General features: G+C 62.9%; 28 protein-coding genes and 1 riboswitch. Of the genes, 20 read left to right on the top strand and 8 right to left on the bottom strand.

Translation table 11 applies throughout. The annotated features are described in order from the left end of the window. Window positions 1-136: 136 nt before the first annotated feature. Window positions 137-1,378, bottom strand: coding sequence for a DNA polymerase IV (gene dinB, locus AC1DXU_RS08855; protein ID WP_477367092.1), 1,242 nt, complete (start codon window positions 1,376-1,378; stop codon window positions 137-139). 321 nt (window positions 1,379-1,699) lie between these two features. Between dinB and AC1DXU_RS08850 the strand changes: the two genes are divergently transcribed. From AC1DXU_RS08850 to AC1DXU_RS08825, 6 genes are all read left to right on the top strand, one after another. Further along, on the top strand, window positions 1,700-1,951 hold the full coding sequence (locus AC1DXU_RS08850) for a hypothetical protein (protein ID WP_477367089.1): 252 nt from the start codon (window positions 1,700-1,702) through the stop codon (window positions 1,949-1,951). A gap of 250 nt (window positions 1,952-2,201) precedes the next feature. After that, on the top strand, window positions 2,202-2,960 hold the full coding sequence (locus AC1DXU_RS08845) for a hypothetical protein (RefSeq protein ID WP_477367086.1): 759 nt from the start codon (window positions 2,202-2,204) through the stop codon (window positions 2,958-2,960). Between the two features lie 245 nt (window positions 2,961-3,205). Further along, window positions 3,206-3,613 carry a hypothetical protein gene (locus AC1DXU_RS08840; RefSeq protein ID WP_477316539.1) on the top strand — a complete coding sequence of 136 codons (408 nt, stop codon included), beginning with the start codon at window positions 3,206-3,208 and terminating at the stop codon, window positions 3,611-3,613. Between the two features lie 233 nt (window positions 3,614-3,846). Then, window positions 3,847-4,065, top strand: a complete 219-nt coding sequence (locus tag AC1DXU_RS08835) for a hypothetical protein (RefSeq protein WP_477316541.1) — start codon at window positions 3,847-3,849, stop codon at window positions 4,063-4,065. Between the two features lie 327 nt (window positions 4,066-4,392). Beyond that, window positions 4,393-4,614 (top strand): hypothetical protein, encoded by a 222-nt coding sequence (locus tag AC1DXU_RS08830; protein ID WP_477316543.1) that lies wholly within the window; start codon window positions 4,393-4,395, stop codon window positions 4,612-4,614. Window positions 4,615-4,805: 191 nt separating this feature from the next. Next, window positions 4,806-4,895, top strand: a complete 90-nt coding sequence (locus AC1DXU_RS08825; protein WP_477242062.1) for a putative RiPP precursor — start codon at window positions 4,806-4,808, stop codon at window positions 4,893-4,895. 333 nt (window positions 4,896-5,228) lie between these two features. On the opposite strand, the gene AC1DXU_RS08820 is transcribed toward AC1DXU_RS08825, so the two are convergent. Together AC1DXU_RS08820 and AC1DXU_RS08815 are read right to left on the bottom strand one after the other, a co-directional pair. After that, window positions 5,229-6,218 (bottom strand): glycosyltransferase, encoded by a 990-nt coding sequence (locus tag AC1DXU_RS08820; RefSeq protein WP_477367082.1) that lies wholly within the window; start codon window positions 6,216-6,218, stop codon window positions 5,229-5,231. Window positions 6,219-6,372: 154 nt separating this feature from the next. Next, window positions 6,373-6,696, bottom strand: a complete 324-nt coding sequence (locus AC1DXU_RS08815; protein WP_477367079.1) for a DUF982 domain-containing protein — start codon at window positions 6,694-6,696, stop codon at window positions 6,373-6,375. A gap of 210 nt (window positions 6,697-6,906) precedes the next feature. On the opposite strand from AC1DXU_RS08815, the gene AC1DXU_RS08810 reads away from it, so the two are divergent. The 5 genes from AC1DXU_RS08810 to AC1DXU_RS08790 all read left to right on the top strand — a co-directional run bounded on the left by AC1DXU_RS08810 (window position 6,907) and on the right by AC1DXU_RS08790 (window position 9,204). After that, window positions 6,907-7,215 (top strand): DUF1236 domain-containing protein, encoded by a 309-nt coding sequence (locus AC1DXU_RS08810; protein ID WP_477367076.1) that lies wholly within the window; start codon window positions 6,907-6,909, stop codon window positions 7,213-7,215. Between the two features lie 75 nt (window positions 7,216-7,290). Then, a complete protein-coding gene (locus AC1DXU_RS08805) occupies window positions 7,291-7,497 on the top strand; it encodes a hypothetical protein (protein WP_477367073.1) in 207 nt (68 codons plus the stop codon). A 106-nt stretch (window positions 7,498-7,603) separates the two neighbouring features. Continuing rightward, window positions 7,604-7,855: a DUF2934 domain-containing protein gene (locus tag AC1DXU_RS08800; RefSeq protein WP_477367070.1), complete on the top strand. Its 252-nt coding sequence runs from the start codon at window positions 7,604-7,606 to the stop codon at window positions 7,853-7,855. 342 nt (window positions 7,856-8,197) lie between these two features. After that, window positions 8,198-8,695, top strand: coding sequence for a porin (locus AC1DXU_RS08795; protein WP_477367067.1), 498 nt, complete (start codon window positions 8,198-8,200; stop codon window positions 8,693-8,695). A 20-nt stretch (window positions 8,696-8,715) separates the two neighbouring features. Then, window positions 8,716-9,204, top strand: coding sequence for a porin (locus AC1DXU_RS08790; RefSeq protein ID WP_477316561.1), 489 nt, complete (start codon window positions 8,716-8,718; stop codon window positions 9,202-9,204). Between the two features lie 19 nt (window positions 9,205-9,223). Here the strand turns inward: AC1DXU_RS08790 and AC1DXU_RS08785 are convergent, their stop codons facing one another. Then, window positions 9,224-9,574: a hypothetical protein gene (locus tag AC1DXU_RS08785; protein ID WP_477367064.1), complete on the bottom strand. Its 351-nt coding sequence runs from the start codon at window positions 9,572-9,574 to the stop codon at window positions 9,224-9,226. 160 nt (window positions 9,575-9,734) lie between these two features. Continuing rightward, a riboswitch (TPP riboswitch) is annotated at window positions 9,735-9,848 on the top strand. On the opposite strand from AC1DXU_RS08785, the gene AC1DXU_RS08780 reads away from it, so the two are divergent. From AC1DXU_RS08780 to AC1DXU_RS08765, 4 genes are all read left to right on the top strand, one after another. Beyond that, window positions 9,839-10,447, top strand: a complete 609-nt coding sequence (locus AC1DXU_RS08780) for a YkoF family thiamine/hydroxymethylpyrimidine-binding protein (RefSeq protein WP_477367061.1) — start codon at window positions 9,839-9,841, stop codon at window positions 10,445-10,447. Its footprint overlaps the riboswitch before it by 10 nt. 34 nt (window positions 10,448-10,481) lie before the next feature. Beyond that, the gene (locus tag AC1DXU_RS08775; RefSeq protein ID WP_477367058.1) at window positions 10,482-11,306 is read left to right on the top strand and encodes an ABC transporter permease; all 825 of its coding nucleotides are present in this window, start codon (window positions 10,482-10,484) and stop codon (window positions 11,304-11,306) included. Beyond that, complete coding sequence (locus AC1DXU_RS08770) at window positions 11,303-12,037, top strand: ABC transporter ATP-binding protein (protein ID WP_477367055.1); 735 nt, start codon at window positions 11,303-11,305, stop codon at window positions 12,035-12,037. The genes AC1DXU_RS08775 and AC1DXU_RS08770 overlap by 4 nt, the downstream gene beginning before the upstream one ends. 2 nt (window positions 12,038-12,039) lie before the next feature. Continuing rightward, window positions 12,040-13,038, top strand: coding sequence for an ABC transporter substrate-binding protein (locus AC1DXU_RS08765; RefSeq protein WP_477367052.1), 999 nt, complete (start codon window positions 12,040-12,042; stop codon window positions 13,036-13,038). A 50-nt stretch (window positions 13,039-13,088) separates the two neighbouring features. Here AC1DXU_RS08765 and AC1DXU_RS08760 read toward each other — a convergent pair whose 3' ends face one another. From AC1DXU_RS08760 to AC1DXU_RS08750, 3 genes are all read right to left on the bottom strand, one after another. Further along, a complete protein-coding gene (locus AC1DXU_RS08760) occupies window positions 13,089-13,871 on the bottom strand; it encodes a hypothetical protein (RefSeq protein WP_477367049.1) in 783 nt (260 codons plus the stop codon). A 25-nt stretch (window positions 13,872-13,896) separates the two neighbouring features. After that, window positions 13,897-17,403 carry a tetratricopeptide repeat protein gene (locus AC1DXU_RS08755; protein ID WP_477367046.1) on the bottom strand — a complete coding sequence of 1,169 codons (3,507 nt, stop codon included), beginning with the start codon at window positions 17,401-17,403 and terminating at the stop codon, window positions 13,897-13,899. Window positions 17,404-17,562: 159 nt separating this feature from the next. Beyond that, window positions 17,563-18,222, bottom strand: coding sequence for a LexA family transcriptional regulator (locus AC1DXU_RS08750; RefSeq protein ID WP_477316577.1), 660 nt, complete (start codon window positions 18,220-18,222; stop codon window positions 17,563-17,565). 258 nt (window positions 18,223-18,480) lie between these two features. Here AC1DXU_RS08750 and AC1DXU_RS08745 point away from each other — a divergent pair, with 258 nt between their 5' ends. From AC1DXU_RS08745 to AC1DXU_RS08735, 3 genes are all read left to right on the top strand, one after another. Beyond that, window positions 18,481-18,642, top strand: coding sequence for a hypothetical protein (locus AC1DXU_RS08745; protein WP_477316579.1), 162 nt, complete (start codon window positions 18,481-18,483; stop codon window positions 18,640-18,642). 100 nt (window positions 18,643-18,742) lie between these two features. Next, entirely contained in the window at window positions 18,743-19,420 is a 678-nt protein-coding gene (locus AC1DXU_RS08740; protein ID WP_477316581.1) for a GcrA cell cycle regulator, read from the top strand. 163 nt (window positions 19,421-19,583) lie between these two features. Next, a complete protein-coding gene (locus tag AC1DXU_RS08735; RefSeq protein ID WP_477367043.1) occupies window positions 19,584-20,189 on the top strand; it encodes a DUF6456 domain-containing protein in 606 nt (201 codons plus the stop codon). Between the two features lie 45 nt (window positions 20,190-20,234). Here the strand turns inward: AC1DXU_RS08735 and AC1DXU_RS08730 are convergent, their stop codons facing one another. After that, window positions 20,235-20,555: a hypothetical protein gene (locus AC1DXU_RS08730; RefSeq protein ID WP_477316585.1), complete on the bottom strand. Its 321-nt coding sequence runs from the start codon at window positions 20,553-20,555 to the stop codon at window positions 20,235-20,237. Window positions 20,556-20,654: 99 nt separating this feature from the next. Between AC1DXU_RS08730 and AC1DXU_RS08725 the strand changes: the two genes are divergently transcribed. Both AC1DXU_RS08725 and AC1DXU_RS08720 read left to right on the top strand, forming a co-directional pair. Then, the gene (locus tag AC1DXU_RS08725; RefSeq protein ID WP_477367040.1) at window positions 20,655-21,503 is read left to right on the top strand and encodes an ATP-grasp domain-containing protein; all 849 of its coding nucleotides are present in this window, start codon (window positions 20,655-20,657) and stop codon (window positions 21,501-21,503) included. A 426-nt stretch (window positions 21,504-21,929) separates the two neighbouring features. Next, window positions 21,930-24,107, top strand: a complete 2,178-nt coding sequence (locus AC1DXU_RS08720; protein ID WP_477367038.1) for a tetratricopeptide repeat protein — start codon at window positions 21,930-21,932, stop codon at window positions 24,105-24,107. Window positions 24,108-24,216: the final 109 nt, after the last annotated feature.

The following is a 24,216-nucleotide window of genomic DNA, read 5'->3' as shown; positions in this document are numbered from 1 at the left end:
GCTTGCCCTTCTTGACAAGCACGGGTTTCAAATAGGTTTTCTTCATGGGTCCCACCCTTCAACGTCGCGCGATAATGCCAGATAGCCCGGTGCAGTCAACCTCACCGCGCCGGCGACCAAGTCCGACATACCTTTATCACAATTCCTTCTCCGCCAGTTCCCTGAAAGCGTCGGGCACGGAACGCGCCGCTTCCAGCGCCACCGTGCCGTAACCGACCGCCTGTTTGCCGAAGCGCTGGCGGATCTTGTCGACTGCGCGGTCGGCGCCGAAGCGCGCCAAGCCCTTTTTGGTGCCAGGTCTCTGCTTCTCGTCGGCAAGGCCGAGCGGCAGTTCGAGCTGCAGCTCGGTACTTTCCTCCAGATGCGATACCGAGATCGCCAGCAGTGAAATGGTCTTTTCCTGGGGGTAAGCGGCAAGCACGCCGCGCACCAACTCCTCGGCGATCTCGGCCAGCATCAGCGTTGCCGAAATCGGCTGGTCGAGGGTGACCGAGCGGCTCACGGCGCTGAGGTCGGCAAAGCGGACGCGCACCGTCACCGTGCGGCCGGGCCGCGCTTTGGCTCTGAGCCGGCTGGCGACACGGTCGGCCAGATGCAGCATCACCGGCACGAAGATTTTTGCCTCGGCCGGTTTCTTGCCGAGCGCCGATTGCGCCCCGGCCGAATGCGCCCGGCGCTGCGTCACCAGTTTTCGCGGGTCGCGGTTCCACGCCAATGCGGCAAGCTTTTCGCCGGCGGCGGGTCCGAGCAGGCGCTCCAGCGCCCCGCTGTGCGTCTTCGCCAGCTGGCCGATGGTCTCGACGCCGATTTCGGCCAGCCGCGCCTTCGTCGCCGGGCCGACGCCCCACATCAGCCCGACCGGCAGATCATGCAGGAAGGCAAGTTCACCGGCGGGATCGACCACCACCAGCCCGTCTGGTTTCGCCACTTGCGAGGCGATCTTGGCCAGATGCTTGGTGCGAGCCACGCCGATCGAGATCGGCAGGCCGAGTTCTTGCCGCACCCGGTGGCGTATCGTGGCGGCGATCTCGGCCGGCGACCCGAACAGATGCGTGCAGCCGGCGACATCGGCAAAGGCCTCGTCGATGGAGATGCGCTCGACCAGCGGCGTAAAATCGTCGAGCACTTTGATGGCGGCGTCGCCGAGCCGCTGATAGTCACCAAAATGACCGCCGACGAAGATCAACTGCGGGCAGAGCTCCCGGGCGCGCCGTCCCGGCATGCCGCCGCGCACGCCAAAAACCCTGGCCTCGTAGGAGGCGGCGAGCACCACGCCGCCTCCTACGGCGATCGGCTTGCCTCTGAGCGAGGGGTCGAGCAGTTGCTCGACCGAGGCATAGAAGGCGTCGAGATCCGCATGGAGAATGGTGGGTTCCATCCCGACCGTTTCCTTGCGGCGCTGCTGCATTAGCCGCGTCTATTTTGAGAGATGTTTTACAGAACAAATAGAGAACAAATCGTGTCCTGCGTCAAGCAGAGATGCGCCCTTGACCAGTTTCGAAGACAGCAGCGCCGAGTCGCTCTGCGCAATGCCTTGGAAGACCACCACAAAGCCTGAACGCGGGTGCCGCATGGGCATCCACGACAAAGTCGCCGCCAGATCGTCTCTTGCGGGAACCCAGATCGTCTCTTGCGGGAACATTGTCGATCGCAGCTGCGTTGATAGTCGCGATGGGACACTGTTTGCGGGAGGTCTGGAATGGGCCACTTTGAAATGATCGATCTTGTCTGCATCGTCGACGCCTGTATGACCGGCCGGTCTGCTGGGCGGGTTGTGTCGATGGCCAAGGCGGTGGAAGAATTGCGGGTGCTGACCGGGGATTTCGTCTCGTCGGATGAAGCGGCGGCGAATGCGTTGTCGGCAGTGGCGCTGAAGCGCGGCTGCGCGGTGCTGTTCGACGAACAGGCCGGGGCCGACATCACGCGGGCGCCCTGGTCGCAGCCAAACTGAGGCCGCTAGGACCATAGTCTGATTGGTATAGGACCTTTGCGTTCCAAAGGGCCCAAACCCCTCCCTTCTATTCGTCGCACCTAGCAATTTCAAAGGGTTATGACGGTTTTTCGATTCGGCTCGTTCACCGGCGACCGCTTCGCTCTCGCATTGAAACCACATTTGTTCAAAGTTTACCCAAGGCATTAGCGATTTCTCATATCCCCCTCTATAGCGGTTGGTGGCGGTGGCGATTCCCGGAGGAGATATTATGACATCCCGAAAGACCCTTCTTGCGGCGCTTGCAGCGTTCGCGCTTTTGGCGTCTCCGGCCCTGGCTGGTGCTGGCGGCAACGGTGGTGGCCACGGCAACGGTGGTGGCCACGGCAATGGCGGCGGCAACGGCAATGGCGGCGGAAACGGCAATGCCGGCGCCAAATCCGGCAACAGCGGTTCGCACGGCAAGTCGGCGTCAGCCAAGGGGAAGGCCGCCAAGGCCGAAACGGAGGCTGTTGCAAGCGTTGACGACGCCGAGCAGACCGCCTCTGTGCCCAAGGAAAAGAATATCAATGCCAAGCTCGGCCGGTTGCACTCGCTTCAGCGCAACATCAACGCCTATATGCATTCCAAGAGCAAGAACTTCGCTGGCATCCAGGCTTTTGTGACACAGTCGGCAATAGCCAAGAACGCTCAAGCCGTGGCAGATGCGGCCAATCAGGCGGTCGACGACGCCCAGGCCGCGCTCGACGCGCTAAAGGCGAAAGCGGCTGACCCGCTTACCCCGCCCGACGAGGTCCCAACCCAAGAGGAGCTCGATGCCGCGCAGACCGCGCTCGACGACGCCACTGCGGCGGCGGTAGATCCCCAGGCTGCGGCCGACGCAGCTGCTGCCGACATCCCGTCGCTCGACACAGCTCTTGCCGACATGGCCAACAAGCCTGTCGACGCCGAGGTGACGGATTGGGCCAATGGCGTGCTTGCCGACAAGATCGACCAGATGGCCGCCAAGCTGGCTCCGGCGACGCCGTAAGGTTCATCGCGGCTGAAACGACCCAGTCGACGATCAAGCCGCCGGTTCGCCCGGCGGCTTTTTTTGACGGCATGTTGGAACTGCCAATCTACTCCGGCGGGTAGCGCTGTTCGCCTGGTGTCAATGTTCCTGCATGCAAACATTAAGGGGAAAGGCGCTGCTAACCCTCGGTACGGCATGGAGTATCCGCATTTGCTGATATAGGCTTCCCGATGTCGGGGTAAACGGCATTGGGAGGACAAGACATGCCTAGGGTTTCAGAACTCTTCTTCAAAACAGCCATCGTTTTTCTCATTCTGGGCATCGCCGCCGGTCTGCAGATGGCGATCTCGGGCGACCACGGCGCCTTTCCGGCGCACGCGCACATCAACCTGTTGGGATGGGTAACCAGCGCCATCTTCGGCGGCTACTATGCGCTCAATCCGGCAAAGGCCGAGCGCAAGCTCGCCATGATCCACTACGGCCTCTACACGCTTGGCATCGTGGTGATGTTGCCGGCCCTGTACCTGATGCTGCAGGGCAATCCGGCGCTTGAGCCGATCGTCGCCGGCGGTTCGCTCATCGTCGCCGCTGCCGTGCTGATCTTCGCCGTCGTGGTCTTCTCGCCCGAGGCGGAGCGCTCGGCCTCGGGAATGCGGCCGGCCTCGCGCTGAGGCTGCTGCCGGCCAAGGCACGACGCCTGGCCGAAACTGTCTGCCCCGCGCTTCCCCCTCGGAGGCGCGGGCCAATCGGTAGCGTCGCCCGCGGTGGCCGCATCCCGATGCGTGACGCGCGTTAACCACGCCGCCATGCCGGACCGAACCAACCGGCGTGCTGGCCGTTTATCCCTATGGAAGAGCGCCAACCCAGATTTCGCTGTCACCCGGAGCCGTCCGGTACCTGGACGGTGTGGGATGACGTTGCCGATGCGCCAGCCACCCTGGGAGGCTGCGTCCTTCTCGGCCGCACATGGGAGCGCGCCAAGGTCGCCCGCGATGTGCTGCGGCGGATCTACGACAGTCACCTGGAGGCGCGATCGGTTCGCCGGCCATCGGCCCCGGCAGTGCAGCGTGTCGACGATCTGATCGCCTCGATCCGCGCCCGCTCAGTGGCAGATGCAGATTAGAGCAAATGCGCGGTAGGGCATCCGTCCGCGGCGGTTTTTTCGGCAGCCGCCAGCACCTGGCCGGAGCCCAAGGACAGTGTATTTCTTCGAATAATTGAGTTAATTTGCGACTGTCATTGCAGCCGATGGTTGTCGCGCAAATTATTACTGTATCGGCGCCGGCTGCTGCTGGGCCTCATCTGTATTATTTCGTGACCGCGGCGCTGGAACCATCCATCGCAACGCGCGTTCGGGCCTATTCGCGATGTCTTATAGACAGACAGATCTGGGCAGGCGAAGCGGGCAGGGCGGCAAAACAAGAGCGGGTTGGGGCAGGAGCAATATACCATGTCGAAACGAGAAATCGGGACATCCCCTGCATTGGGGATGCGTGTCGCCGATCTGAAAGCCAGGATGCGAAACGCCCGGATCACCGAGCACGAGATGAAAACCTTCCACAAGGTCGCTGCCATCATGGGGGGTAGCGACGGCTCCCTAGGCCTGGATGCGGACGATCTGATCGCCGCATCCTTCGTGACCGAGGCGCTTGGCGAGCCCACGTCGAATTGATAGCCGGTCACCAACTGAAAAATACGAGCGCATCACCCGCGAGCTTTGGTTAGCCAGGCACCGTTGGAGCCCCTGCGTCCATTTGGACACAGGGACGCTCCAACGTGTCGCTGATCCCAGCCCCGTGGGTTGACAATGCGCTTATCGCAACGTGATGTTGTATTGTTGAAAACGAGGGCAGGATGATTGCAATGAAGAAAACCTACGAAAAGCCTGTGCTGACCAAGCGCGAAAAGCTGTCGACCGTGATCGCGCAGCAGGTTTCACCTCCCCCTCAATAAGCGCACGGCGTCTTTTTTGGTTCTCTGCGCCAGGGATCATGCCCAAAACCAAATGGTTGTAGCTTGGCGGTCGCGAATATTAGCGGTCGCATCGGCGGTGCGCTTGCTGCAATGTGATGCAGCAAGCCTACGAAAGGTCGACGCCGACCAGGCGCGAGAGATTGTCGGCCGTGATTGCGGTAGCGTCACCGCCTGTCAGCCCGCCTTGACCGCTGCCCATTGCTGAGCGGAGGTCGCAAAAGTCGAAGCGCAATATTCGCCGGCAACACGTGCCGATGTTCACCCCACTGACCCAGTCAGTGGGGATTGTTTTGTCGGGGTCCCGGTTTGTAGTCAGCTGTGTCCGACAAAGGCCGGAACCCGCTCGACATCGTCTCTCATCAGGCCGGTCGCCAGGCCGAACTGGCCGACGAACACCAGGCTGTTGAATGCCAGGCCGGCGGCAACGGCCAAAGGCACCTGCCAGACCGGCATGCCGGTATGGCGTGCCTGGGTGGCGATGCGCACACTCACCCGCAAGGATGCTGAGGGCCAACGCCGCAGCGCCTTGAGCACGCGACGGGGACGTGAGGCGGTGGTCAGGGCCGCATATTTGCGGTCGGCGTCGCGGCCGGTGACCAGCGCGCGCCACAGGAAGAACGCCAGGCCGCGCGGTGGATAGTGGCTGGCCAGCGCCTCGACCCTGAGTAGGTCATGGCCCTCCGCCTGCAATTGCCTGGTCAGCAGCGTGCAGGAGACCTTGAAGCCGTTGCTCTGCGGAAACGGATGGTTGGCGAGCCAGCTTCGCCTGAGCGCGCTGTTGTTGGCGTTCAGCGCGCGCTTGGCGGCAAAATGCCGGTCATGGTCGCGAAGCGGAAAGAACCACAGCAGCGCGAAGGTCCGCGAGGCGAAATCGTCATGGCCAAGATAGGTGTAGCCGTTGACCACCATCGTCCGCGCATCCTGGAACGGCTTCAGCAAAGCGGGCAGCCAGCCGGGCTCGGCGACGCAGTCGGAATCGCAAAGAATAATGATCTCGCCCGTTGCCTCGGCAATGCCGCGGTTCTTCAGCTCGTAATAGCGCCCGTCGGGCAAGGCGGTGAAGGCCAGCGTCGCGGCCGTGCCGAGCTCCGGCACTCTGGCGGCAATCTCATCCTGCAAAAGCGGTGTGTCGCCGGCTTCTCCGGAGTGGACGAAGATGACTTGCGGCTTTGCTGGATATCCGAGATCGGATGCAGCTCGTATCTCGCGGGCGAGTGCTGCGAAACCGACGCCGATCTCGTCCCAGTCGATCGCCTTGGCATTCTCCATCTCGACGACGATCGAGTAGCTTTCGCGCACCATGTCCTATTGGCCCCGGCCCTGAAGCCGCAGCCATAGCCGACTGCGGAGAGTTTTGCAGCCTCCGCGTGTAAAATTGTAGCGCTCCATTTGGACTTCGTCGAAAGGACTGCCTCGCCTGGCAGGATGCCGCTTGATGGCGACTTCTTCGGCGCCCTCAAGTCTGGTGGCTGTTGCTGCTTCTGGCGTGCGCATTTCTGGCGGCCCTCGCCTCACGCAGTGTGGTCACCGGGTCAATGCCAGTCCACAGAATGCCGGCGGCCTCGGCAAAGCTCATGAACGCCCGGCGCGCCTGCTCGGCGCTGAGATGACCGGCGCGCGCCGCGTCGCAGGCCTTCAGCGCAGTGGCATGGATCGCACCGCGCCGCGCCGGCGGCCATTCCTTCAGGAAATTCTGCATCTGCGCCAGTGAGGCGATGTCGCGTTTGAAGCCGGCCCCCACTGCGATGGCCACAGGCGCGGGAAACAGCATTTCATCCATATCGAAAACCTCCCGGAAAGCGTTGCAGCGCCTTCAATGCGCAACAGCGCCATGCGGTTCCCGGACGAATGAGTCCCCGATCAATTAGCCATGTCTGAGGGAACAACAGGCTTCCCCCGACGTTTGCCTCCTACAGAGCTCGCCATCTTGAACCATGAAAGTCCTCGCACAGGCGGGGCGGGCGAAGCTTGCAAACAACAGGAGAGAACGATGAAAAACTTTCTGATTCCTGCCGCTACCGGCCTGGCTCTGCTGGCCGGCACCGGCGTTGCCGCAGCCGACGAAGTTGTCGTCGTTTCGCCCCAACAGCAGACGGTCATTCGCGAATATGTGCACAAGCACCCATTGGCCTCGATCAACCTCCTCGGCGTGGAACTGAATGTCGGTTCCACGTTGCCCGACACGGTCGAGCTTCAGCCGATTGAGGTTCCCGACGTTCAATACAGATATACCGTCGTCGGCGACCATACCGTTCTGGTCGACCCTGCGACCCATCGGATCGTAGAGGTCATCGACTGATACTTGCCTTTCCTGTCGTCCCTCGAAAGGGGCGGCAGGCTGGGCAGTGGGTCTGGGGATATGAAAGGAACCTCCATGTTACGGCATGCCGAGGCACCCGATGTGGCCAAATCCGTCGACAAGCTGCTCGCCGAACGCAGCAGTGCGCTTTTGTCGATGAGGACAGTGATTGAAATGGTGCGGGAGCGCACCGGAACCGAACGCTCGGATGCCGATCTGGAAGGGCTGATCGCAAAGAAAGCCGCTATCCTTGGCGTTGCAATACTGTCCGACAAGAACTGACGGCCGATGAATATGCTGCCTTCGCTTTGATCCCAAGACGGCGATCGAAATTTCAGCTAAAACAGTGCCGGCTCACGGGATTCGAATCGAACCGATGGAGGCAGGAGTGACGGACGACAGGCATGAACGCATTCGCCAAAGGGCGCACGCGATCTGGGAAAAGGCCGGGCGGCCCGAAGGCGCGCATCAGCAGCATTGGGACCAGGCCACCGCCGAGGTGGACGGCGATGCTGCTAAGCCCAAGGCAGCGCCGAAGAAGGCCGCCGCCAAGCCGGCCAAAGCCACCGCCGCCAAGGCAGCAAAGCCGGCGGCCGCCAAGCCCGCCAGCAAGCCCGCCAAGCCAAAAGCCAAGAGCTGAGCCCGGCGGCCAAGTGGCCGGGCCGGACCTCTTTTCCACTCCCGCGCGAAACGACGCGGAACGACGTTGCCGCTATCGCGGTTGCGCTGAAGCCCTGCTTCGTCAGCTGTCCCAAGATCGTACTTAAGAATATTAGAATATAAAAAGGTAGATAAAATACTTGGGAAATGGTGGGTTTGCTGAATGTGGTGGGGCATTCGATGTGACATCGCCGCAACGTGCCCGATATCAATTAAATCCACCCAGTAAAAGTCAGGTATTCATCCGATCACGCCGTTGACACGGCGCGCCTCCGCATGCGCCTTTTCGCGTTAGGGTTTTCTTAACGTTCGGGGTAGGGCAATGCGGAACATCAACCATTTCATTTCATTTGCGTTTCTGGCCGCGGCAGGCAGCCTTTCAGCGCCGGCCCTGGCGGCGCCGGTCGAGTATGTGAAAGTCTGCTCGCTCTATGGCGCGCGATTCTACTACAGCCCCGGCACCGACACCTGCATCAACGCCAATACCGGCGAGACGCGGCGCGTGACCGCCGATGGCGTCGTGGTTTCCAAGACCGCGCTGGCCAAGAGCGTCGACGAGATCGATGCCCGCGTCGCCCGCGCCTTTGAAAGCGCCTCGGTGGCCTCGGCGCTCACCAGCCCGGATCTTGTTCAGGGCGAACATTTTGGCCTGCGCGTCAACTGGGGCAATGCCGGCCAGGCCGATGCCATGGGAATCACTGGCGCCGCTGTTCTGGGCGAGGGCTTCTTGCCCAGCGGCGGCCGGCTGACCGGCGCGGCGGGCGTCGCGTTTTCGGGCGGAACCGTCGGCGGCAATGCCGGCCTGCAACTCACCTGGTAAGAGCTAGGTAGGGGCAAGCCATGTTCAGATATCTTGTTGCGCCGGCGATTCTCGGCGCGGTTTGCGGCCTGTCCGCGCCCGCGCTTGCGAAGCCGCTCGAATATGTGAAGATCTGCTCGCTCTATGGCGCGCAATATTACTACAGCCCCGGCACCGACACCTGCATCAACGCCGATACGGGCGTGACCAAGCGAGCGGCCGAGGATGGCACCGTCACCGGCAAGACCGCGCTGGCAAGTCATGTCGACGACGTCGACAACCGCATCACGCGCGCCTTCGAGAACGCCTCGATCTCAGCCGCCCTTGCAGCGCCCGATCTCGTTCAGGGCGAACATTTCGGCCTGCGCGTCAACTGGGGCAATGCCGGCGGGGCCGACGCCTTCGGCTTCACCGGCGCCGCCGTGCTGGGAGAGGGCTTCGCACATGGCGGTCGGCTGACCGGAACGCTTGGCGTCGCCTTTTCCGGCGGGGCCGTCGGCGGCAATGCCGGCCTGCAGTTCAGTTGGTAAGGTGACTGCCGGCCTTGCTTCACGCCTCCCAGGCATAGCTGGAGAGCGCAAAGCGGATGCCGGCCGCCGTCATCGCCAACTCGCATTCGGTGATCCGGCGCAGATTGCGCAAATAGCGCGCCACCGTCTGCGGCAGCCAGCCGGCGCAGGCCTCGGCGTAAGCGCGGCTGTGCACGAGGGTGCCTGACGACAGCCTCTCCTCCTTCTCGGCAATGACTTTCAGATACTGGCGGATGAAGCGGATGTCGTCGGCGATGTCCTGGCTGGCCATGCGCCAAGCTCCGGCGAGACGCTCGCGGCGCTCGATCGACAGGGCCGAGATCAGCGGACGCGAGAGGTCGGTGAAGGCGGCGTGGTCTGCGGTGCTCATCCAGGTCTCTCCCGTGGGATCGGAGATAGTACTTTATGTACGAAATCGCGTCAAGCAGATTTCGTACAATTTGAACGACTGAAGCAGCGTCTGGCGCAACGCTTTCCCGCTACGCTTCAAAAAAACCCCTTCCGCAATCGCTCGAATGGTGCTTTAACGCGCCCATCCACAGGGGTGCTCCGTACGGTCGGGGCTGAGACGGGGGCGGCAAGCCCACAGACCCTAGAAGCTGATCTGGGTAATACCAGCGGAGCGAGGCGGGCGATGTTTTCTGGCGCACAGATTTCCCTACACCCCATGACCGACGATTTCGTCGGCGTCATCCTTGGCGCACTCGGCGCGCTCGATCCCTGGCGCGACAGGCTGAGAATCGAGACCGACGACATCTCGACCTTGCTGGTCGGGTCGCCAGAAGTGCTGTTCCCGGCGATGCGCGACCTGTTCGTGGCGGCAGCAGGCAGCGGCAAACATTGCGTGCTGTCGGCGGCGATTTCGCGCGGCTGCCCGGGCGAGCCGGATGACCCGATCTGCCGCACCGATGCACTCGGTGGACCTGTCGGGCCGCTTGGGCCCCGCAAGGACGCGGCCATTGCGGCGGTGCGCCAGGCCGGCGCCACCGGCCAGCCGACAGCGGCGCAATTCTCGCTCTATGTGATGGGCACCGACGATCACATGGACGAGATCTACGGCTGCATCGACTTTCTCGAACAGTCCGGCGTCTACGACCGCTCCAAAAACTTCTGCACCAAATTGCGCGGCGATGCCGGCGCGGTGTTTGCGGCGCTGAACGAGGCCTTCTGCCGCTTCGGGCCGGGTGCCGGCCACGTAACCCTCGACGTCACGGTATCGGCCAACAGCCCGTCCGCTGTCTGAGCCGCTGCGCACTTCGCGCCGTCCGTCAAAGGTTATGTCCGTGACCCTGTCATCCGCCCCTTCGCGCCCGCTCGCGCGTGTCACCAACGCCATCGCCAGGGTCGCACCGGCGATCGTCTCGGTCGGCCTTTTGCTGCTGGCGTGGGAATTGTATGCCCGATTCTCCGGCATCAAGCCGACGATATTGCCGGCACCGTCGCGTGTGTTGGAACAGGCACTGCTCAACCGCGATGCGTTGGTGGAAAATGCTATCCCCACCATCCGCGCCACGCTTGCCGGCTTTGCCTGTTCGCTCAGCGCCGCTTTCCTGCTGTCGGTGCTGGTCGACTTCTCGCCGCCGCTGCGCCGCGCGCTGTTTCCGCTGCTCATTGTCAGCCAGACCTTGCCGCTCATCGCCATCGCGCCGCTGGTGGTGCTGTGGTTCGGCTTCGGCCTGATGCCCAAGATCGTGCTGGTCGCGCTGGTCACCTTCTTCCCGATGTTGGTGGCGCTGGTTGAGGGCTATGACGCCACCGAGAAGGAGATCGGCCAGATACTGCGCGCCATGGGGGCAGGGCGCTGGCGCGTCTTCCTCTCGGCACGGCTGCCCTCGGCGCAGCCCTATTTCTTCGCCGGGCTGCGCACCGCCATCACCTATGCCGTCGTTGGCGCCATCTTCGCCGAATATGCGGGCGCTGCCAAAGGGCTGGGCATTTACATGCTCAACGCCAAGAACAATTTTCGCCCCGATCTGGTGCTGGCCGCGGTCGCCGTCAGCGCGGCGCTGACACTGCTCCTGTTCGGCGCAACGGTGCTGATCCAGCGGCTGGTCATGCCGTGGGAGCGGGTTGGACAGGAACGCGCCGGGGCAGGGCAATGACCCGGCTCGAACTACGCCACGTCAAAAAGCGCTTCGGCGACCTCAATGTGCTGGCTGATATCTCGCTCAGCGTCGGCGCTGGCGAATTCGTCTCCATCCTCGGGCCGTCCGGCGCCGGCAAGTCGACGCTGTTCCAACTGCTGACCGGCGCGCTGCAAGGCGAGGGCGAAATGCTGTTCGACGGCGCGCCGCTCGACGACCATGGCCGCCATTTCGCCTTCATGCCACAGCGCGACGCGCTGATGCCGTGGCGGCGCATCCTCGACAACACCACGCTCGGCCTTGAGGTGCAGGGCGTCGGGCGCAAGGCCGCCCGCGCCCGCGTCGCGCCGCTGTTTGCCGAGTTCGGCCTCGCCGGCTTCGAGCGACATTATCCGGCAGAGCTGTCCGGCGGCATGCGCCAGCGCGCCGCTCTTTTGCGCACCGTGGTGCAGGATCGCGACATGCTGCTGCTCGACGAACCCTTCGGCGCGCTCGACGCGCTGACCCGCGCCGGCATGCAGCACTGGCTGGAAGGCATGTGGCGGCGCCACCGCTGGACGGCGCTGCTGATCACTCATGACGTGCGCGAGGCGGTGCTGCTGTCCGACCGCATCTATGTGCTGTCGGCGCGCCCGGCTCGCATCGTCCGCGAAATCAAGGTGCCACGCCCACGCCGCTCGGGTGCGGACGCCGCGGCCCTCGAAGCCGAAATCCTCGACACCCTTCTCAACCCAGCCCAAGGAGAATGACCATGATTTCACTGACACGCCGCCAGGCACTGCTTTTGACGCTCGCCGCCGGACTGCCCTCACGCGCTTTCGCGGCGCCGCAAAAAGTCACCGTCGCGCTCGACTGGACCGTCAACACCAATCACATCGGCCTCTTTGTCGCCCGCGACAAAGGTTTCTATGCCGAGGCCGGCATCGAGGCTGAAATCCTGCCCTATGGCGATACCGGTGCCGGTACACTGGTCGCCAACCGCATCGCCGATTTCGGCATCGCCGGCGCCGGCTTCTTCACCCAGCGCGCCGCCGGCACCGATCTGAAGGCGGTCTATGCCGTGGTCCAGGCCGAGACCGGCCGGCTGGTGTTCAACGCCGCGCGCAGCGATATCAGGAGCCCGAAAGACTTGGACGGCCTGACCTATGGCGGCTTCGGCAGTGCCTGGGAAAACACGCTGATCTCGACCATGATCCGCCATGACGGCGGCAAGGGCAATTTCGAGACGGTGACGCTCGGCACCTCCGCCTATGAGGCGCTGGCCAACGGCTCGGTCGATTTCACGCTGGAAGTCTCGACCTGGGAAGGCGTCCAGGCCGCGTTGCAAGGCGTCAGGCAGCGCACCTTCCGCTATGCCGACTACGGCGTGCCCGATGAGCACACCACCTTCATCGCCTCCAGCGATGCATTTCTTTCGGCGAACCCGAAGGCCGCTTCCGCTTTCATCGAGGCAACGCGGCGCGGCTACCAGTTCGCCGTCGACCACGCGCAAGAAGCCGGCGATCTGCTGATCGCTTCCAACAAGGACGCCCTGACTGACCCGGCGCTGATCCACGCCTCGCTGAAGATGCTGGTCGACGGCCACTTCCTGCGCAGCCAAAGCGGCGCCATCGGCATCATCGACAAGGCCAAGATCGAAGCGATGGGAGCCTACCTCTTCACCGCCGGCATCCTGCGCGACGCCGACGGCAAGGCGCTGGAAGAACGCCCGGATTTCGAGGCGTATTTCAGCAATGAGTATCTGGTGTAGAGACGTTTGAGATCGCTGGCCCCGTGGGTGGCGGGGCCTGAAACCTTTGGCTAATTCCTGGCGATCTCATAGATGAGAGTCGTCTTGACGTGCCGTCCTGCTTCCCCTTCCAGAGACAGGGCCGCCTGATAGAATTTTGCAATAGCCGGGCACAGACCTTCATAGGCCTGGTTGGCACTGCCGATCGCCTCCATGTCGGCCTGTGTCCCGCCGGCGGCGACGAAAGCGGTGGCGACCAGCGACCATTCTTCGTCACTGGCCGGAGCGGCCGGCAGGCCGCTGCTCTTCGCCGCGCCGAACGCGAGGAACAACGTAGAGCCGATCTTGTCCATGCCCACCATGAAGTCATGATCCTGTGTATTCAGGGCACCGGGTCCCTTCGCCAGGTAGCTGTTGCAGGTCGCGGCGGATTCCCGCGCCATCACCTGTCTGAGCATATCGAGTTGGGCACGCAGCACTTCCGAGGCGTTGCTCTCAGGTGTCGATGGCACCAATGGCGCATATTTGTGCCTCAGATCGACCACCGCCAACCGGCTGACGTCTCGCGCCTGGTCGAAGCCGCCTCCCGATCTGGCCACATCTGTAATTTTTCGAATGATTTCATCGTAGTCGGCGGGAAATTCCTGCTTGATCGTCCTGAAGATGAGGAACTCCTGGCTCTGCAACTGCTCACTGACCTCAGCTGTGGTCAATGTTGCAGTGCTCGGCTTGCCCATCACCGTCTGATAGAGATATTTGCCGCCGGCAAAGCCAAGTGCCCATGGCAATGCCTTGACCGCAACGAACGACAAAGCGGCGATTGCCGCCACGCCCAAAGCTTTCCAGCGCGCCATCCGGCAGTCCTCCCGAATCTTGTTTCTAGTTTCCCCCGAGGCTGAGCGCCTTTTTGCGGTCGGCCTTGGCACGCTTCTGGTTGCCCTTGGCCGCCCAGGATTGGCTTCGGCCGGTGTAAGCGTCGGCATAGTTGGGATAGAGTTTGATGGCTTGATTGAAGTTGGCGATTGCGCCGTCGTGATCGCCCGCACGTGCTTGCAGGAGGCCTCTGCCATAGTAGCCCCCGGGGCTGTTGCGATCGATCTGGATCGCCATGTCGAAGTCGTCCTGCGCCTGCTTCAAGTCGCCTTTGACGACCCAAAGAATTCCGCGATCAACGTGCATTTTGGCGACGTTTGGACTGAGCTCGATCGCCTTGCCATAGTCTGCAATCGCGCCGTCGTAATCGCCTATGGTCATTCGGCTGATCCCTCGACCGTAGACGTTCGCGGCGTAGGTGGGATCAAACTCGATCGCTTTGCTGAAGTCGTCGATTGCACGTCGGTGGTCGTTCTTGGCCGTCCAGGCGAATGCGCGAGCGGAAAAATAGCTACTGGTTTTGGGCTCGATTGCGATCGCGCTGCCGTAGTCCGCAATCGCCCGATCGTAATTCCCCTTCTGCGCCCATGCGAGACCGCGATATCCAAAAGCCCTTGCATTGTTGGGATCGAGCGCTATCGCATGATCGAATTTTGCGATTGCAAGGTCGTATTTGCCTTTGCCGTAAAGGGCTATGCCGCTCTCAGTGCCCACCGACGCGGTGTCGGTCTCTGGTGCCGGCTTGTTTTTCCCTCTCTCTGCCATTGCCAATTGTCGACCCTGGCGCGCAGTTTCATATTTGGGATCGAGCTCGAGCGCCCGGTCGAAATCGGCGATGGCGCGGTCGTAGTCGCCCATGTAGTACCAGGCGCCGCCGCGTCCGAAATAGAACGGCGCATGGTCCGGTTTGAGCTCGATCGCGCGATCGAAATCGGCGATGGCCCTTTCCGGTTCTCGCTTCTTCACCAGCGTAAGCGCGCGACCGTTGTAAGCTTCGAGATAGGAGGGATCGAGTTCGATCGCCTTGTTGTAATCATCCAGGGCGCCGTCATAGTCGCCCTTCTGCAAGCGCGCCAAGCCACGCGCTGAATAGGTCGTTGGTTCCATTGGAGCGAGCGCCACAGCGCGGCTGTACTCGGCGATGGCGCGAGCATATTTGCGTTTCTTGTAGAAGGCGTCGCCGCGATCTAAAAGCGCCATGACAGCCTGCGGATCTGGCGCGGCCTTCGCGACGGCCTCGTCGCTTTGTCCTTTCGCCGCCACTGCCGCCTCGCGCTGCTTGCGGGCATCGGCGTTGCCGGGTTCGAGGCTCAGCGCCTTGTCGAAATCGGCGATGGCGCGGTCGTAGTCCTTCTTGTCCGCCCATAGCGTGCCCCTCGAAACATACATCGAGGCGTCTTCAGGCTTGAGGTCGATCGCCCTGCCGTAATCGGCGATGGCTTGATCGAGATCCCCTTTCGCCTGCCAGTTGAGAGCTCTGCAAAAATAGGCATCGCGCCACTTCGGGTCGATGCGTAAAGCCCTCTCGCAATCGGCGATGGCAAGATCGTATTTGCCCTTCGAAAACCACGTCAGGCCGCGGCGGACATAGGGATTGGCCATGGTCGGGGCGAACTGCACGGCTTTGTTGTAGTCGGCCAAAGCCCGATCGTATTTCTGCATTCCAAACAACAGATTGCCGCGACCGTAATAGCCTGCCGCTTCCTGGGGGCTGAGCTTGATTGACAGGTTGTAGGCCGCAGCGGCGCGGTCCTTGTCGCCTTTTGCCGACCAGTCATTGCCGGCAAGGAAGGCAGCCTTGGCAGTCGTTGCATTGGAGAAATCCCGATTTTGCTGCAGAATGGCCTGTTGTTCGGCTTTCGCCGCGACAGCGGCTGTGTGGCGGTCGCCCGCATGGGTGAGGCCGGGATCCAGCTTGACCGCCTGATCGTAGTCAGCGACGGCGCGATCGTATTCGCCGATATCGTTCAATGCATCGCCGCGCAGCAGATAAGTAAACGCGAAATCCGGCTTGAGCTCGATGGCCTGATTGTAACCCTCGATGGCGCGTTCCGTTTCGCCCTTCAACGCCAGAGTCGCGGCACGTGTGGCGATCATGTCGGCATTGTTTGGATCGAGCTGGACCGCTTTGTCGTAGTCCTGCCAGGATCCGTCCATGTCGCCGGACTGCGCCCGGGCCATCCCGCGATGGTAGTAGGCGAGGGCATTGCCGGGGGTGAGCGTGATGGCCCGGTCATATTCTGCAATCGCCTGGTCGTATTCGTGCTGTTCGGTCAGCCGGTCGCCATTCTTGATGGCATCCGCGGCCTCGGCGTTGTGGCGCTTGGCTATGATGCTGTCGGCCACCGCGTTCAACTCTGCAGCGGTGACCGGCAGCTCCGACGCGGCCGTTTCAGGTTTCGGATGCTTTGCATCCGGCGACCGTTTGGGCTCGCCGCCATCGTTTGCAGCCTGCTCTCCGCAGGCTCCAGCCCGCTTCGGATCGAGCTCGATGGCTTTGCGGCAGTCGGCGGCCGCGCCGGCAGTGTCGCCCGTGCGTGCCCGTGTAAGCGAACGGGCGAGCCAGGCCCGGGCATATGTCGCATCAAGCGCGATCGCCTTGTCGAAATCGGCGATGGCCCGGTCGTTGTTGCCTTTGCTCGCCCAGGCGACGGCCCGGTAGTAATAGCCGTCGATACCGGCGGCATCGAGTTCGATCGCCTTGTTGGCGTCGGTGATCGCGCGAGCCCAGTCGCTCTTGCCGATCCAGGCGGCGCTGCGGTTGGCATAAGCATCGGCGTTGCTGGAATCTACGCCCATAGCGGCGTCGTAATCGGAGATGGCGCTGTCGAACTCGCCCTTGGCGGCGCGGGCGATGCCGCGATTGACCAGGGCAATCAGGTCCGTCGGATCGATGCGGATCGCCTCGTCATATTCGGCAAGCGCTTTTTCCCGCTCGCCCGTCCTGTCCAAGGCGGTGCCGAGGCCCGTATGGGCCTTGCCGTTTTGCGGATCGGCCTCGATCGCCTGCTGGAAATCAAGAATCGCCGAGTCGACCTTGCCTTTGCGTAGGAAGGCTGAGCCGCGGCTGGAATAGGCATCGCTGGCGGACGGCTCCAGGCTGATCGCGATGTTGAAGTCTGCGATCGCGCGGTCGTTGTCTCCCTTGTCGAACCAGTCGGCGCCGCGGTTGAAATATGCGGAAGCGCGCGTGGGGTCGAGCGCGATCGCCTCGCTGTAGTCGGCGATGGCGCCGTCCCAGTCCTTTTTATCGTCCCGGGTGAGGCCCCGGTAGAAATAGGCGGTGACGCGTAGACGCGACGCCTCCATGACGTCCTCGGCGATCGGGGTGCAGGCGGCAATCTGCTGGTCAGCATCGACCTTGCCCTCGCTAAAGCAGGTGGCATAGTCCTTACCTGCGGCTAGCGCCGAACCACCAAGCCCGGCAAGCACCGCCAACGCCAGCCGCAACGGCCGGCCGCATAGCAGCCATGCAACAAATGGGCGCGCACCTGCGCCTGTCTCGCGTGACATTGCTGCTCCCCCCGAAGTAACTGCGGCTGCGACCGCATTTACTCTATAGTTCTCTTTTTGTTCCGAAATGCAAGCAGAAATTGCATTGGATCAATGGCAAATCTGGGCTCGGCTCAGGCGGGTCATTTCAGCCTCCGCGCGGACCGCTCCTCGCCGAACTCACATGTCGATCATCGAGCGCTTCACCCGGCCGATGATGGTGATGGCGCCTTCGAGTTCCGGTGGCGGGATCTTCATGTAGGAGGCCGGCTGGAAGGGCGGGTTCTCGTTGGGGCGGTAGCGCTTGTAGGTGGCCTGGCCGCTTTCGTCGGCGATCACATAGCAGCCATTGGTCACCAGCCGCTTGTCCCGCAAATTGACGAAGATGATCGAATCCGGCGGTGAGATCTTGTTCATCGACGGGCCGTCGACGCGCAGCGCGATCCACTCGCCTTGCTCGAGGTCGGTGGTGGGGATGGTCGGATAGTCGCTGAGATTGACCACCGTGTCCTGGCTGCCGAGTTCGCCGGCGCTGATCCAGGAGACGATCGGCACGTCGACGGTGGCGGCCATCGGCATGACGATCGGCGCGCCCGCCTCGTCGAAGCCGAAAGGGTGGCCGCGGTCCGCATGATCGCCATTGAACAAGAGCCAGCCGGGATCGACGCCGAACAGACGGCCGTATTTCTCCGCCGCCTTTCGCGACAGCGGCCGGTTGCCATTCTCGTGACTGATCAGCGTGTTCTTGTTGATGTCGCGCAGCACGCGCGCGGCATCGCTCGGCGAGGCATAGCCCGCCTCGGCCCGCGCCTGCTGCAATCTGTGCTTCGGTTCTTGCATTCGTACATTTTGCCTGAATTCTATCGTCCAAGGTGTACGATTTTGCTTGCGCAATTTTCGTACGTATTGTACGAACAAACCATGAACGAACCAAAAATCAATTCTGGCATGAACGCTCACCTTGTTTCCTCCCATTCGTCCGGGCTGTCCTCCTCCCCGGCCTGGACGAGACCCGGGGCTGTTGTCCCGGACCCGGTCGATCCTGCCCAGGCGACCGGAACGGCCGGAGCCGTTTCCCCCGCGGCTCCAGCCACCCCTTTGAGCGAGAGCACTAACGCTGTCGTCTCCAGCGGACGGGGCACCTCCTGCATCCGCACCGAAGACGGCACCGTCATCCTGTTCGACCGGCCGACGGGCAGGGCGGTTTCCGGCGCCACCAGGCAAGCCGCCGAAGCAGCCATGCTGCGCCTCGGCGGATAGAAGCCCGCGCCGCCGACCTTTCGAGTTTTGAAGATTGGCTATCGGCCCTCGGGCCGGGCGCGCCTTTGGCATGACCGCGCGCAAGCAACGGGTATCGACCATGAGCAGCTACACCGACACCGAACTGCAGGAGATCGCCGTCTGGCTGAAGGACGGCCTGTCGGCCTCGAAGATCGCCACTCGGCTTTCCGTGCTGCGCGGCAGCCCTGTATCGCGCAACGCCATCATCGGCATCGTTCATCGCAATCCGGCGCTGAAGACAATCGGTTTTGCCAATCCCAAGGGCGGCCGCTCCGGCGGCCGGCCTAGGAAAAACGCAACGCTTGCCCAGGCAGGAAAATCCGGAAAGCAGATCGGGTCGTCGAAACGGGTGCCGAGGCGGGATTCATCGGAGGCGCCGGGAAGGCTGGCCCGTCTGCCGATAAAGCTCGCGGGGCAAGCAAAACCGCCCGGGTCAACATGGCTGCCGCAGCGCCTGCTCCTGCGCGAGGCAGGCGTGGCGCGCGCGGGCGAGGCCCTCAAGCTGCCGGCGCCGCGCCCGCTCGTCGTCCGGCGCCAGCCGCATGTCGCCGCCATGCGCTTCATCGACTGCCTGTTCGGCCGCTGCCGCGCGCCGCTCGATTTGACGCTGGAGGAAGACCCGGAAAACGACGCGCCGGGCAGCCGGCCGGGAGCGGAGATGCTGTGCTGCGGCCTGCGCACACGGGCACTGAAGAGCTACTGCGCCTATCACCAGGCGCGCTTTTGCCGGCCGGTGCCGGAGGCGGCGGCGGTATGAGGGGCGCCAGTGGTCGATCCCCCCTGAGGAGTGGTCCGCGCAGCGGACGGAAAGCCAATTGCTTGGCTTTCCGAACGACGACCGCCCGGCAGGGCAGAGAGGGGCGCGAAGGATCTCCGGCCTCGCCAGCCACTCACCTCAAGTAACCTCACAAGGACCACCCATGAGCAAAAGAACCGCGCAGAAAGCCAAACCCAAGCTGCCGAAACTGCCCAAGGGCGAGGCCGAGCAGGTGCGCATCCGCAAGGAGATCGGCCATGATTTCGCGCTGAAGGACGACGCCTTCGGCCGCAAGCGGCTCGCGGCGGGCACTGAGGAGGCGCGGCGCGTCTACGAGGTGTCGAATGACGGCTACACCTCGACCGGCGGCATCGTGCGCGTGCGCAATGTCGACCCGCTGACCGGCATCACCTCGCTGTCGCGCCAGCAGCGCGAGGCCGGCATACGCTACCGCGAGGATTTTCGCAGCAGCCAGCAGAATGGCGTCAAGCCGATGAGCTGGACCGAGCGCGTCGACGGTGGCCGCTTCGGTGGCGGCGTTGCCGACCGCATCCTGTCCGCCGGCCGCTCCCATGCCGACGCCACCCGCGCGCTCGGCCATTGGGAGGTGGCGGGCGTGGTGCAAAAAATCTGCTGCGCCGGCGAATCGGTAAAAAGCCTGGCCGAACAGACCGGCGAACCGCGGGACGTGGTGACCAAGCTGCTCAAGATCGGCCTCGATATCTTGGCCGTGCATTACGGCATGATGCTGATGCGAAAGCCGCGATGACCGGGCGAAGCGATCCGGCCGACCGAAGCCGGCCGGATCAATCCGTCAATACCTGCACACGCGGACCACCTCCACGACCTTGTGGTGATGGCGCCAGTGCTTGATGTACTTGATGTAGCAACGATGATGGTGCCGGTGAAAATAGCGCGGCCTGTAGCCATTGTCGTAGGCGTCGTACTGGTAATAGGGGCGATAGACATAGCGATCGCCGTAGCAGTCGCCATACGCGTAACAGTCGTTGCGGTAATAGTCGTCGGCAAAGCCACTGCCGATGCCGATCACAACACGACCGCCGGCATTGGCGGGGGCGATCATCGCCGCCACTGAGGCAATGGCGATAACCGAGGCAAGCAGGAGCTTTTTCATCGCTACCTCCTTTTCAAGGTTGTGCTAATAAACCCCTGAGGCGCGGCTCCGTTCCACAAATTCGCAAGATGTGATGAGTCGGGCTTTGGGGGAGCACACGTGGCGCACATTGCTGTGGTCACGCATGAATATGACCGGTTCCAGACGCCGTGGCGCCCGCTGCGCCGGCGCGACAGCCCGTATATGCTGTTCGACATCCTGGCCGAGCTCGAGCGGCGTGGCCATCGGGTGAGGCGGCTCAGCGGCCTGTCGCAACCACCCGATGCCGACCTCGCCATCCTGCATGTCAACGCCACCTTCGTGCCGCAAGCCTATGTCGACTATGCCGCCCGCTTTCCGTTCTGCCTGAACCTTGCCGTCTCGGACATTTCCAAGCGCCGCATCAGCCAGGCGCTGCTGCGCAACAGTGATGGCTGGAGCGGGCCAGTGATCGTCAAGAGCAACCTCAACCACCACGGCCTGCCCGAAGCGCGCTTCAATCTGCGCGCCGCGCGCCACGGCCGCCCAACACCCTTTCCCGGTGCGCGGGAAATGCTGCGCTACGAGGTTTTTGCCGCACGCGGCGACATGCCCCCGGAGCTGCTCGAAAGGCCCGATCTGGTGGTGGAAAAGTTCATTCCGGAAATCGTCGCCGATGGTTTCGGCACCCGCATCTGGGTTTTCTGCGGCGAGCGAGAGCGCTGCGCGCGCTATGTCTCGCCCAACGCCGTGGTCAAAGCCTCCGAGACGATAAGGCGCGAGCCGGTGCCGGTGCCCGACGAATTGCGCCTCCTGCGCCAAAAACTCGGCTTCGACTACGGAAAATTCGATTTCGTCATCCACCAGGGCCGGCCGGTGCTGCTCGACGCCAACCCGACGCCCGGCCGCCCAAAAAGCGTGCGCTCGATGCTGGTGGAGGCGGCGGCGAATTTGGCGGATGGGTTCGAGGGGATGATGGGGAGGGGATGAACGGCCGAACCACCAGTGGATAGGCGGGGTCAATTGGCGGTGCACTAAGGCGTGATGCTGATGCGCCGACCGAGATGAGGCGAAGAACGAAGGACCAAGTCAATTTCAACAAAGCGCCAGAAGCGGTCATCCGCCGCCAATTCTGGATCGCGAGGGTTCGTGACTGAGCGCACAGCGACGCTGGTCTCAATTTCCGAATTTCAGACAAGAGGCCCAAAGCAGACCTTCGACATGACCGCTTTTAACCCACGACGGCCATTCGGCAGCATCCGCTTTTGGCTCATAAGCTCACCCATGTGGGCAACGGCCGCAAAAACGACGTGGTTGCATTATCGCTGCCCAGTGTGCTGAGCACGCTCGCATTCGAAATGCCAGTCGAATACGCTCGTCGGCGAAGCTTGGGTGGACGAGGCAGGACACCATCACATGGAGCGACGGCTTACCGCGATACTTGCTGCCGACGTGGTCGGGTACAGCACGCTCATGGGCGAAGATGAGGTCGGTACGCTCGAACGATTGAAGGGTTGCCGTCGCGAACTGGTCGACCCCGCGATCAAGGAATTCCACGGCCGCATTATCAAGCTCATGGGCGACGGCGCGCTCGTCGAGTTCGCCAGCGTCGTCGATGCCGTCCAGTGCGCTGCCGTGATCCAACGCCGGATGGCCGATCGCAATAAAGGCACCGCCGATGCCCGGCAGATCCGGTTTCGCATCGGCGTCAATCTCGGCGACGTCATCGTCGAGGACAACGACATCTATGGCGATGGCGTCAACATTGCCGCGCGCCTGGAGGCAATGGCGGAGCCAGGCGGAGTCTGCATCTCTGGAACCGCATTTGATCATGCCGTCCACAAGGTGGATGTCGGCTTTGCCAGTTTGGGCGAGCAGCGCCTCAAGAACATCGCCGATCCGGTTCGCGCGTATCGGCTGCTGCTGGATCCTGCAGCCTCGGGCAAAGTCGTGCCCGCGCCACACCGGCCGGGTCCGCGCGTCATGATCCTGGCAGGCGCCGCCGCCCTGACGATTGCCGTGCTTGCCGGCATTTTTGCTTGGCAGAAGGTCTCGGCGCCATCGCGGCCATCGGTTGCGGTGCTGCCGTTTGCAAACCTCGGCGGCGATCCAGGCCAGGACTATTTCGCTGACGGCATCACCGAAGATCTGATCACCGACCTTACCAAGCTTTCAGGTCTGGACGTCATCGCGCGCAACTCGGTATTTGCCTACAAGAACAAGCCTGCAGCACTGGCGGACGTCGCGCGCGACCTTGGCGTCCGCTTCGTCGTCGAAGGCAGCGTCCGCCGCACCGGCGAGCAGATCCGCCTCAATGCCCAGCTCATCGATACGGCAACGGGCGACAATCTGTGGGCCAACCGGTTCGACCGTGGCATGGCCGGCGTGTTTGCTGTCCAGGAAGAGATGAGCGGCGAGATCGCCAAGGCGCTTGGCATGCAACCTTCGGCAGCGGAAAGCGAGCGCATGGCGCGCCCGCCGACCGAAAACCTTGAAGCCTACGACTTCTACCTTCGGGCCGAGCAGACAGCACGGACCGGCCGGCGCGACGGGCTGCGGGAGGCGCTCACGCTCTACGACAGGGCGGAGGAGCTCGACCCCGCTTTTGCCGAAGCCTTCGCGGCGGACGCAAGCATGACAGTCTATATCTGGCGCGAATCGTTCAACGACATCATGCAGAGCGCGCCCGCGCGCAAGCGCGCCTATGAGAAGGCAAGCCGTGCGCTGCAACTCGACCCGGACCTTTCGTCGCCTTATGCGATTCTAGGCATCATGCAGGTCGTGGATCGCCGCTACGAGGAAGCCATCGCTTCGGCCGAGCGAGCCGTCGCGCTCGGCCCCGGAGATGCCGAGACACAGATCGCGCGGGGATATGTCCAGCTGTTTGCCGGCAATCATGCCGAGGCAGCCGTTGCCGTCGAGACGGCGCTCAGGCTCGATCCCAACCTTTCCCCCATCAACCGGCAAATTGCCGGTCTGGTCTTTCTCATTCAAGGCAACACCGACAAGGCGATTGAGGCGCTCGAACGCGCCCGCGACGAGGCGCCGTCAGTTGGAGATTTCAGGATTGACCTCGCTGCGGCCTACGCCCGCGCCGGCCGTTTGCCCGATGCAAGAGCGGCGGTCGCCGAGGGACTACGTTCCACGTCGACAGCTGGGTCCGATTCATTGTCTGCATATCGGCTCAACGGTGCCCAATATCGTAACCCGCGCGATTTGGCTCTCATCATCGACGCGTTGCAGCAGGCGGGCTTGCCCGAATGGCCGTTCGCCTTCGTCGGCGACGAGCACAACCGATTAAGGGGCGAAGAGATCGCCTCGCTGGTGCTGGGCCATACGCTGCAGGGCCAGCTTGAACCCGGCCTCCAACCAGCCTTCCTTCAGATCGGGAGCGACGGCAAGGCGGCCTTCCGCTCCACGACGCGGCTGGTCACTGAGACCGTCCGTGTCGATGGCGACCTGTTGTGCGAGCTGAGCGAGAATATGTTCGGGCGCCCCGACTGCGGACCCGTCTATAAACGCCACGACGATGAAGGCGGCGGCTATTCCTTCGTCAACTCAAGCAAGGTGTTCCACTTCGCGGTGGTTCAATAGACGCACACGCGCGTCTCAGTGATATTTTGTCGAGCTCCATGGCGGTCGCGCACACTCGCGTCCGACGCGGGACTAGAATAGGCTGCACCGAAGCCGCTTGATCGACCGG

This window comes from Mesorhizobium sp. P3_A10, from assembly GCF_056403175.1.
This window is presented reverse-complemented; position numbering and strand designations above follow the sequence as displayed.

Coding starts and splice junctions, on each gene's coding strand:
- AC1DXU_RS08720 (WP_477367038.1), top strand. CDS start 21,930: ATGGAGCGACGGCTTACCGCGATACTTGCTGCCGACGTGGTCGGGTAC.
- AC1DXU_RS08775 (WP_477367058.1), top strand. CDS start 10,482: ATGTCCGTGACCCTGTCATCCGCCCCTTCGCGCCCGCTCGCGCGTGTC.
- AC1DXU_RS08840 (WP_477316539.1), top strand. CDS start 3,206: ATGCCTAGGGTTTCAGAACTCTTCTTCAAAACAGCCATCGTTTTTCTC.
- AC1DXU_RS08755 (WP_477367046.1), bottom strand. CDS start 17,403: ATGTCACGCGAGACAGGCGCAGGTGCGCGCCCATTTGTTGCATGGCTG.
- AC1DXU_RS08815 (WP_477367079.1), bottom strand. CDS start 6,696: ATGGATGAAATGCTGTTTCCCGCGCCTGTGGCCATCGCAGTGGGGGCC.
- AC1DXU_RS08740 (WP_477316581.1), top strand. CDS start 18,743: ATGAGCAGCTACACCGACACCGAACTGCAGGAGATCGCCGTCTGGCTG.
- AC1DXU_RS08795 (WP_477367067.1), top strand. CDS start 8,198: ATGCGGAACATCAACCATTTCATTTCATTTGCGTTTCTGGCCGCGGCA.
- AC1DXU_RS08730 (WP_477316585.1), bottom strand. CDS start 20,555: ATGAAAAAGCTCCTGCTTGCCTCGGTTATCGCCATTGCCTCAGTGGCG.
- AC1DXU_RS08825 (WP_477242062.1), top strand. CDS start 4,806: ATGAAGAAAACCTACGAAAAGCCTGTGCTGACCAAGCGCGAAAAGCTG.
- AC1DXU_RS08810 (WP_477367076.1), top strand. CDS start 6,907: ATGAAAAACTTTCTGATTCCTGCCGCTACCGGCCTGGCTCTGCTGGCC.
- AC1DXU_RS08845 (WP_477367086.1), top strand. CDS start 2,202: ATGACATCCCGAAAGACCCTTCTTGCGGCGCTTGCAGCGTTCGCGCTT.
- AC1DXU_RS08850 (WP_477367089.1), top strand. CDS start 1,700: ATGGGCCACTTTGAAATGATCGATCTTGTCTGCATCGTCGACGCCTGT.
- AC1DXU_RS08805 (WP_477367073.1), top strand. CDS start 7,291: ATGTTACGGCATGCCGAGGCACCCGATGTGGCCAAATCCGTCGACAAG.
- AC1DXU_RS08735 (WP_477367043.1), top strand. CDS start 19,584: ATGAGCAAAAGAACCGCGCAGAAAGCCAAACCCAAGCTGCCGAAACTG.
- AC1DXU_RS08820 (WP_477367082.1), bottom strand. CDS start 6,218: ATGGTGCGCGAAAGCTACTCGATCGTCGTCGAGATGGAGAATGCCAAG.
- AC1DXU_RS08760 (WP_477367049.1), bottom strand. CDS start 13,871: ATGGCGCGCTGGAAAGCTTTGGGCGTGGCGGCAATCGCCGCTTTGTCG.
- AC1DXU_RS08780 (WP_477367061.1), top strand. CDS start 9,839: ATGTTTTCTGGCGCACAGATTTCCCTACACCCCATGACCGACGATTTC.
- AC1DXU_RS08830 (WP_477316543.1), top strand. CDS start 4,393: ATGTCGAAACGAGAAATCGGGACATCCCCTGCATTGGGGATGCGTGTC.
- AC1DXU_RS08785 (WP_477367064.1), bottom strand. CDS start 9,574: ATGAGCACCGCAGACCACGCCGCCTTCACCGACCTCTCGCGTCCGCTG.
- AC1DXU_RS08790 (WP_477316561.1), top strand. CDS start 8,716: ATGTTCAGATATCTTGTTGCGCCGGCGATTCTCGGCGCGGTTTGCGGC.
- AC1DXU_RS08750 (WP_477316577.1), bottom strand. CDS start 18,222: ATGCAAGAACCGAAGCACAGATTGCAGCAGGCGCGGGCCGAGGCGGGC.
- dinB (WP_477367092.1), bottom strand. CDS start 1,378: ATGGAACCCACCATTCTCCATGCGGATCTCGACGCCTTCTATGCCTCG.
- AC1DXU_RS08765 (WP_477367052.1), top strand. CDS start 12,040: ATGATTTCACTGACACGCCGCCAGGCACTGCTTTTGACGCTCGCCGCC.
- AC1DXU_RS08770 (WP_477367055.1), top strand. CDS start 11,303: ATGACCCGGCTCGAACTACGCCACGTCAAAAAGCGCTTCGGCGACCTC.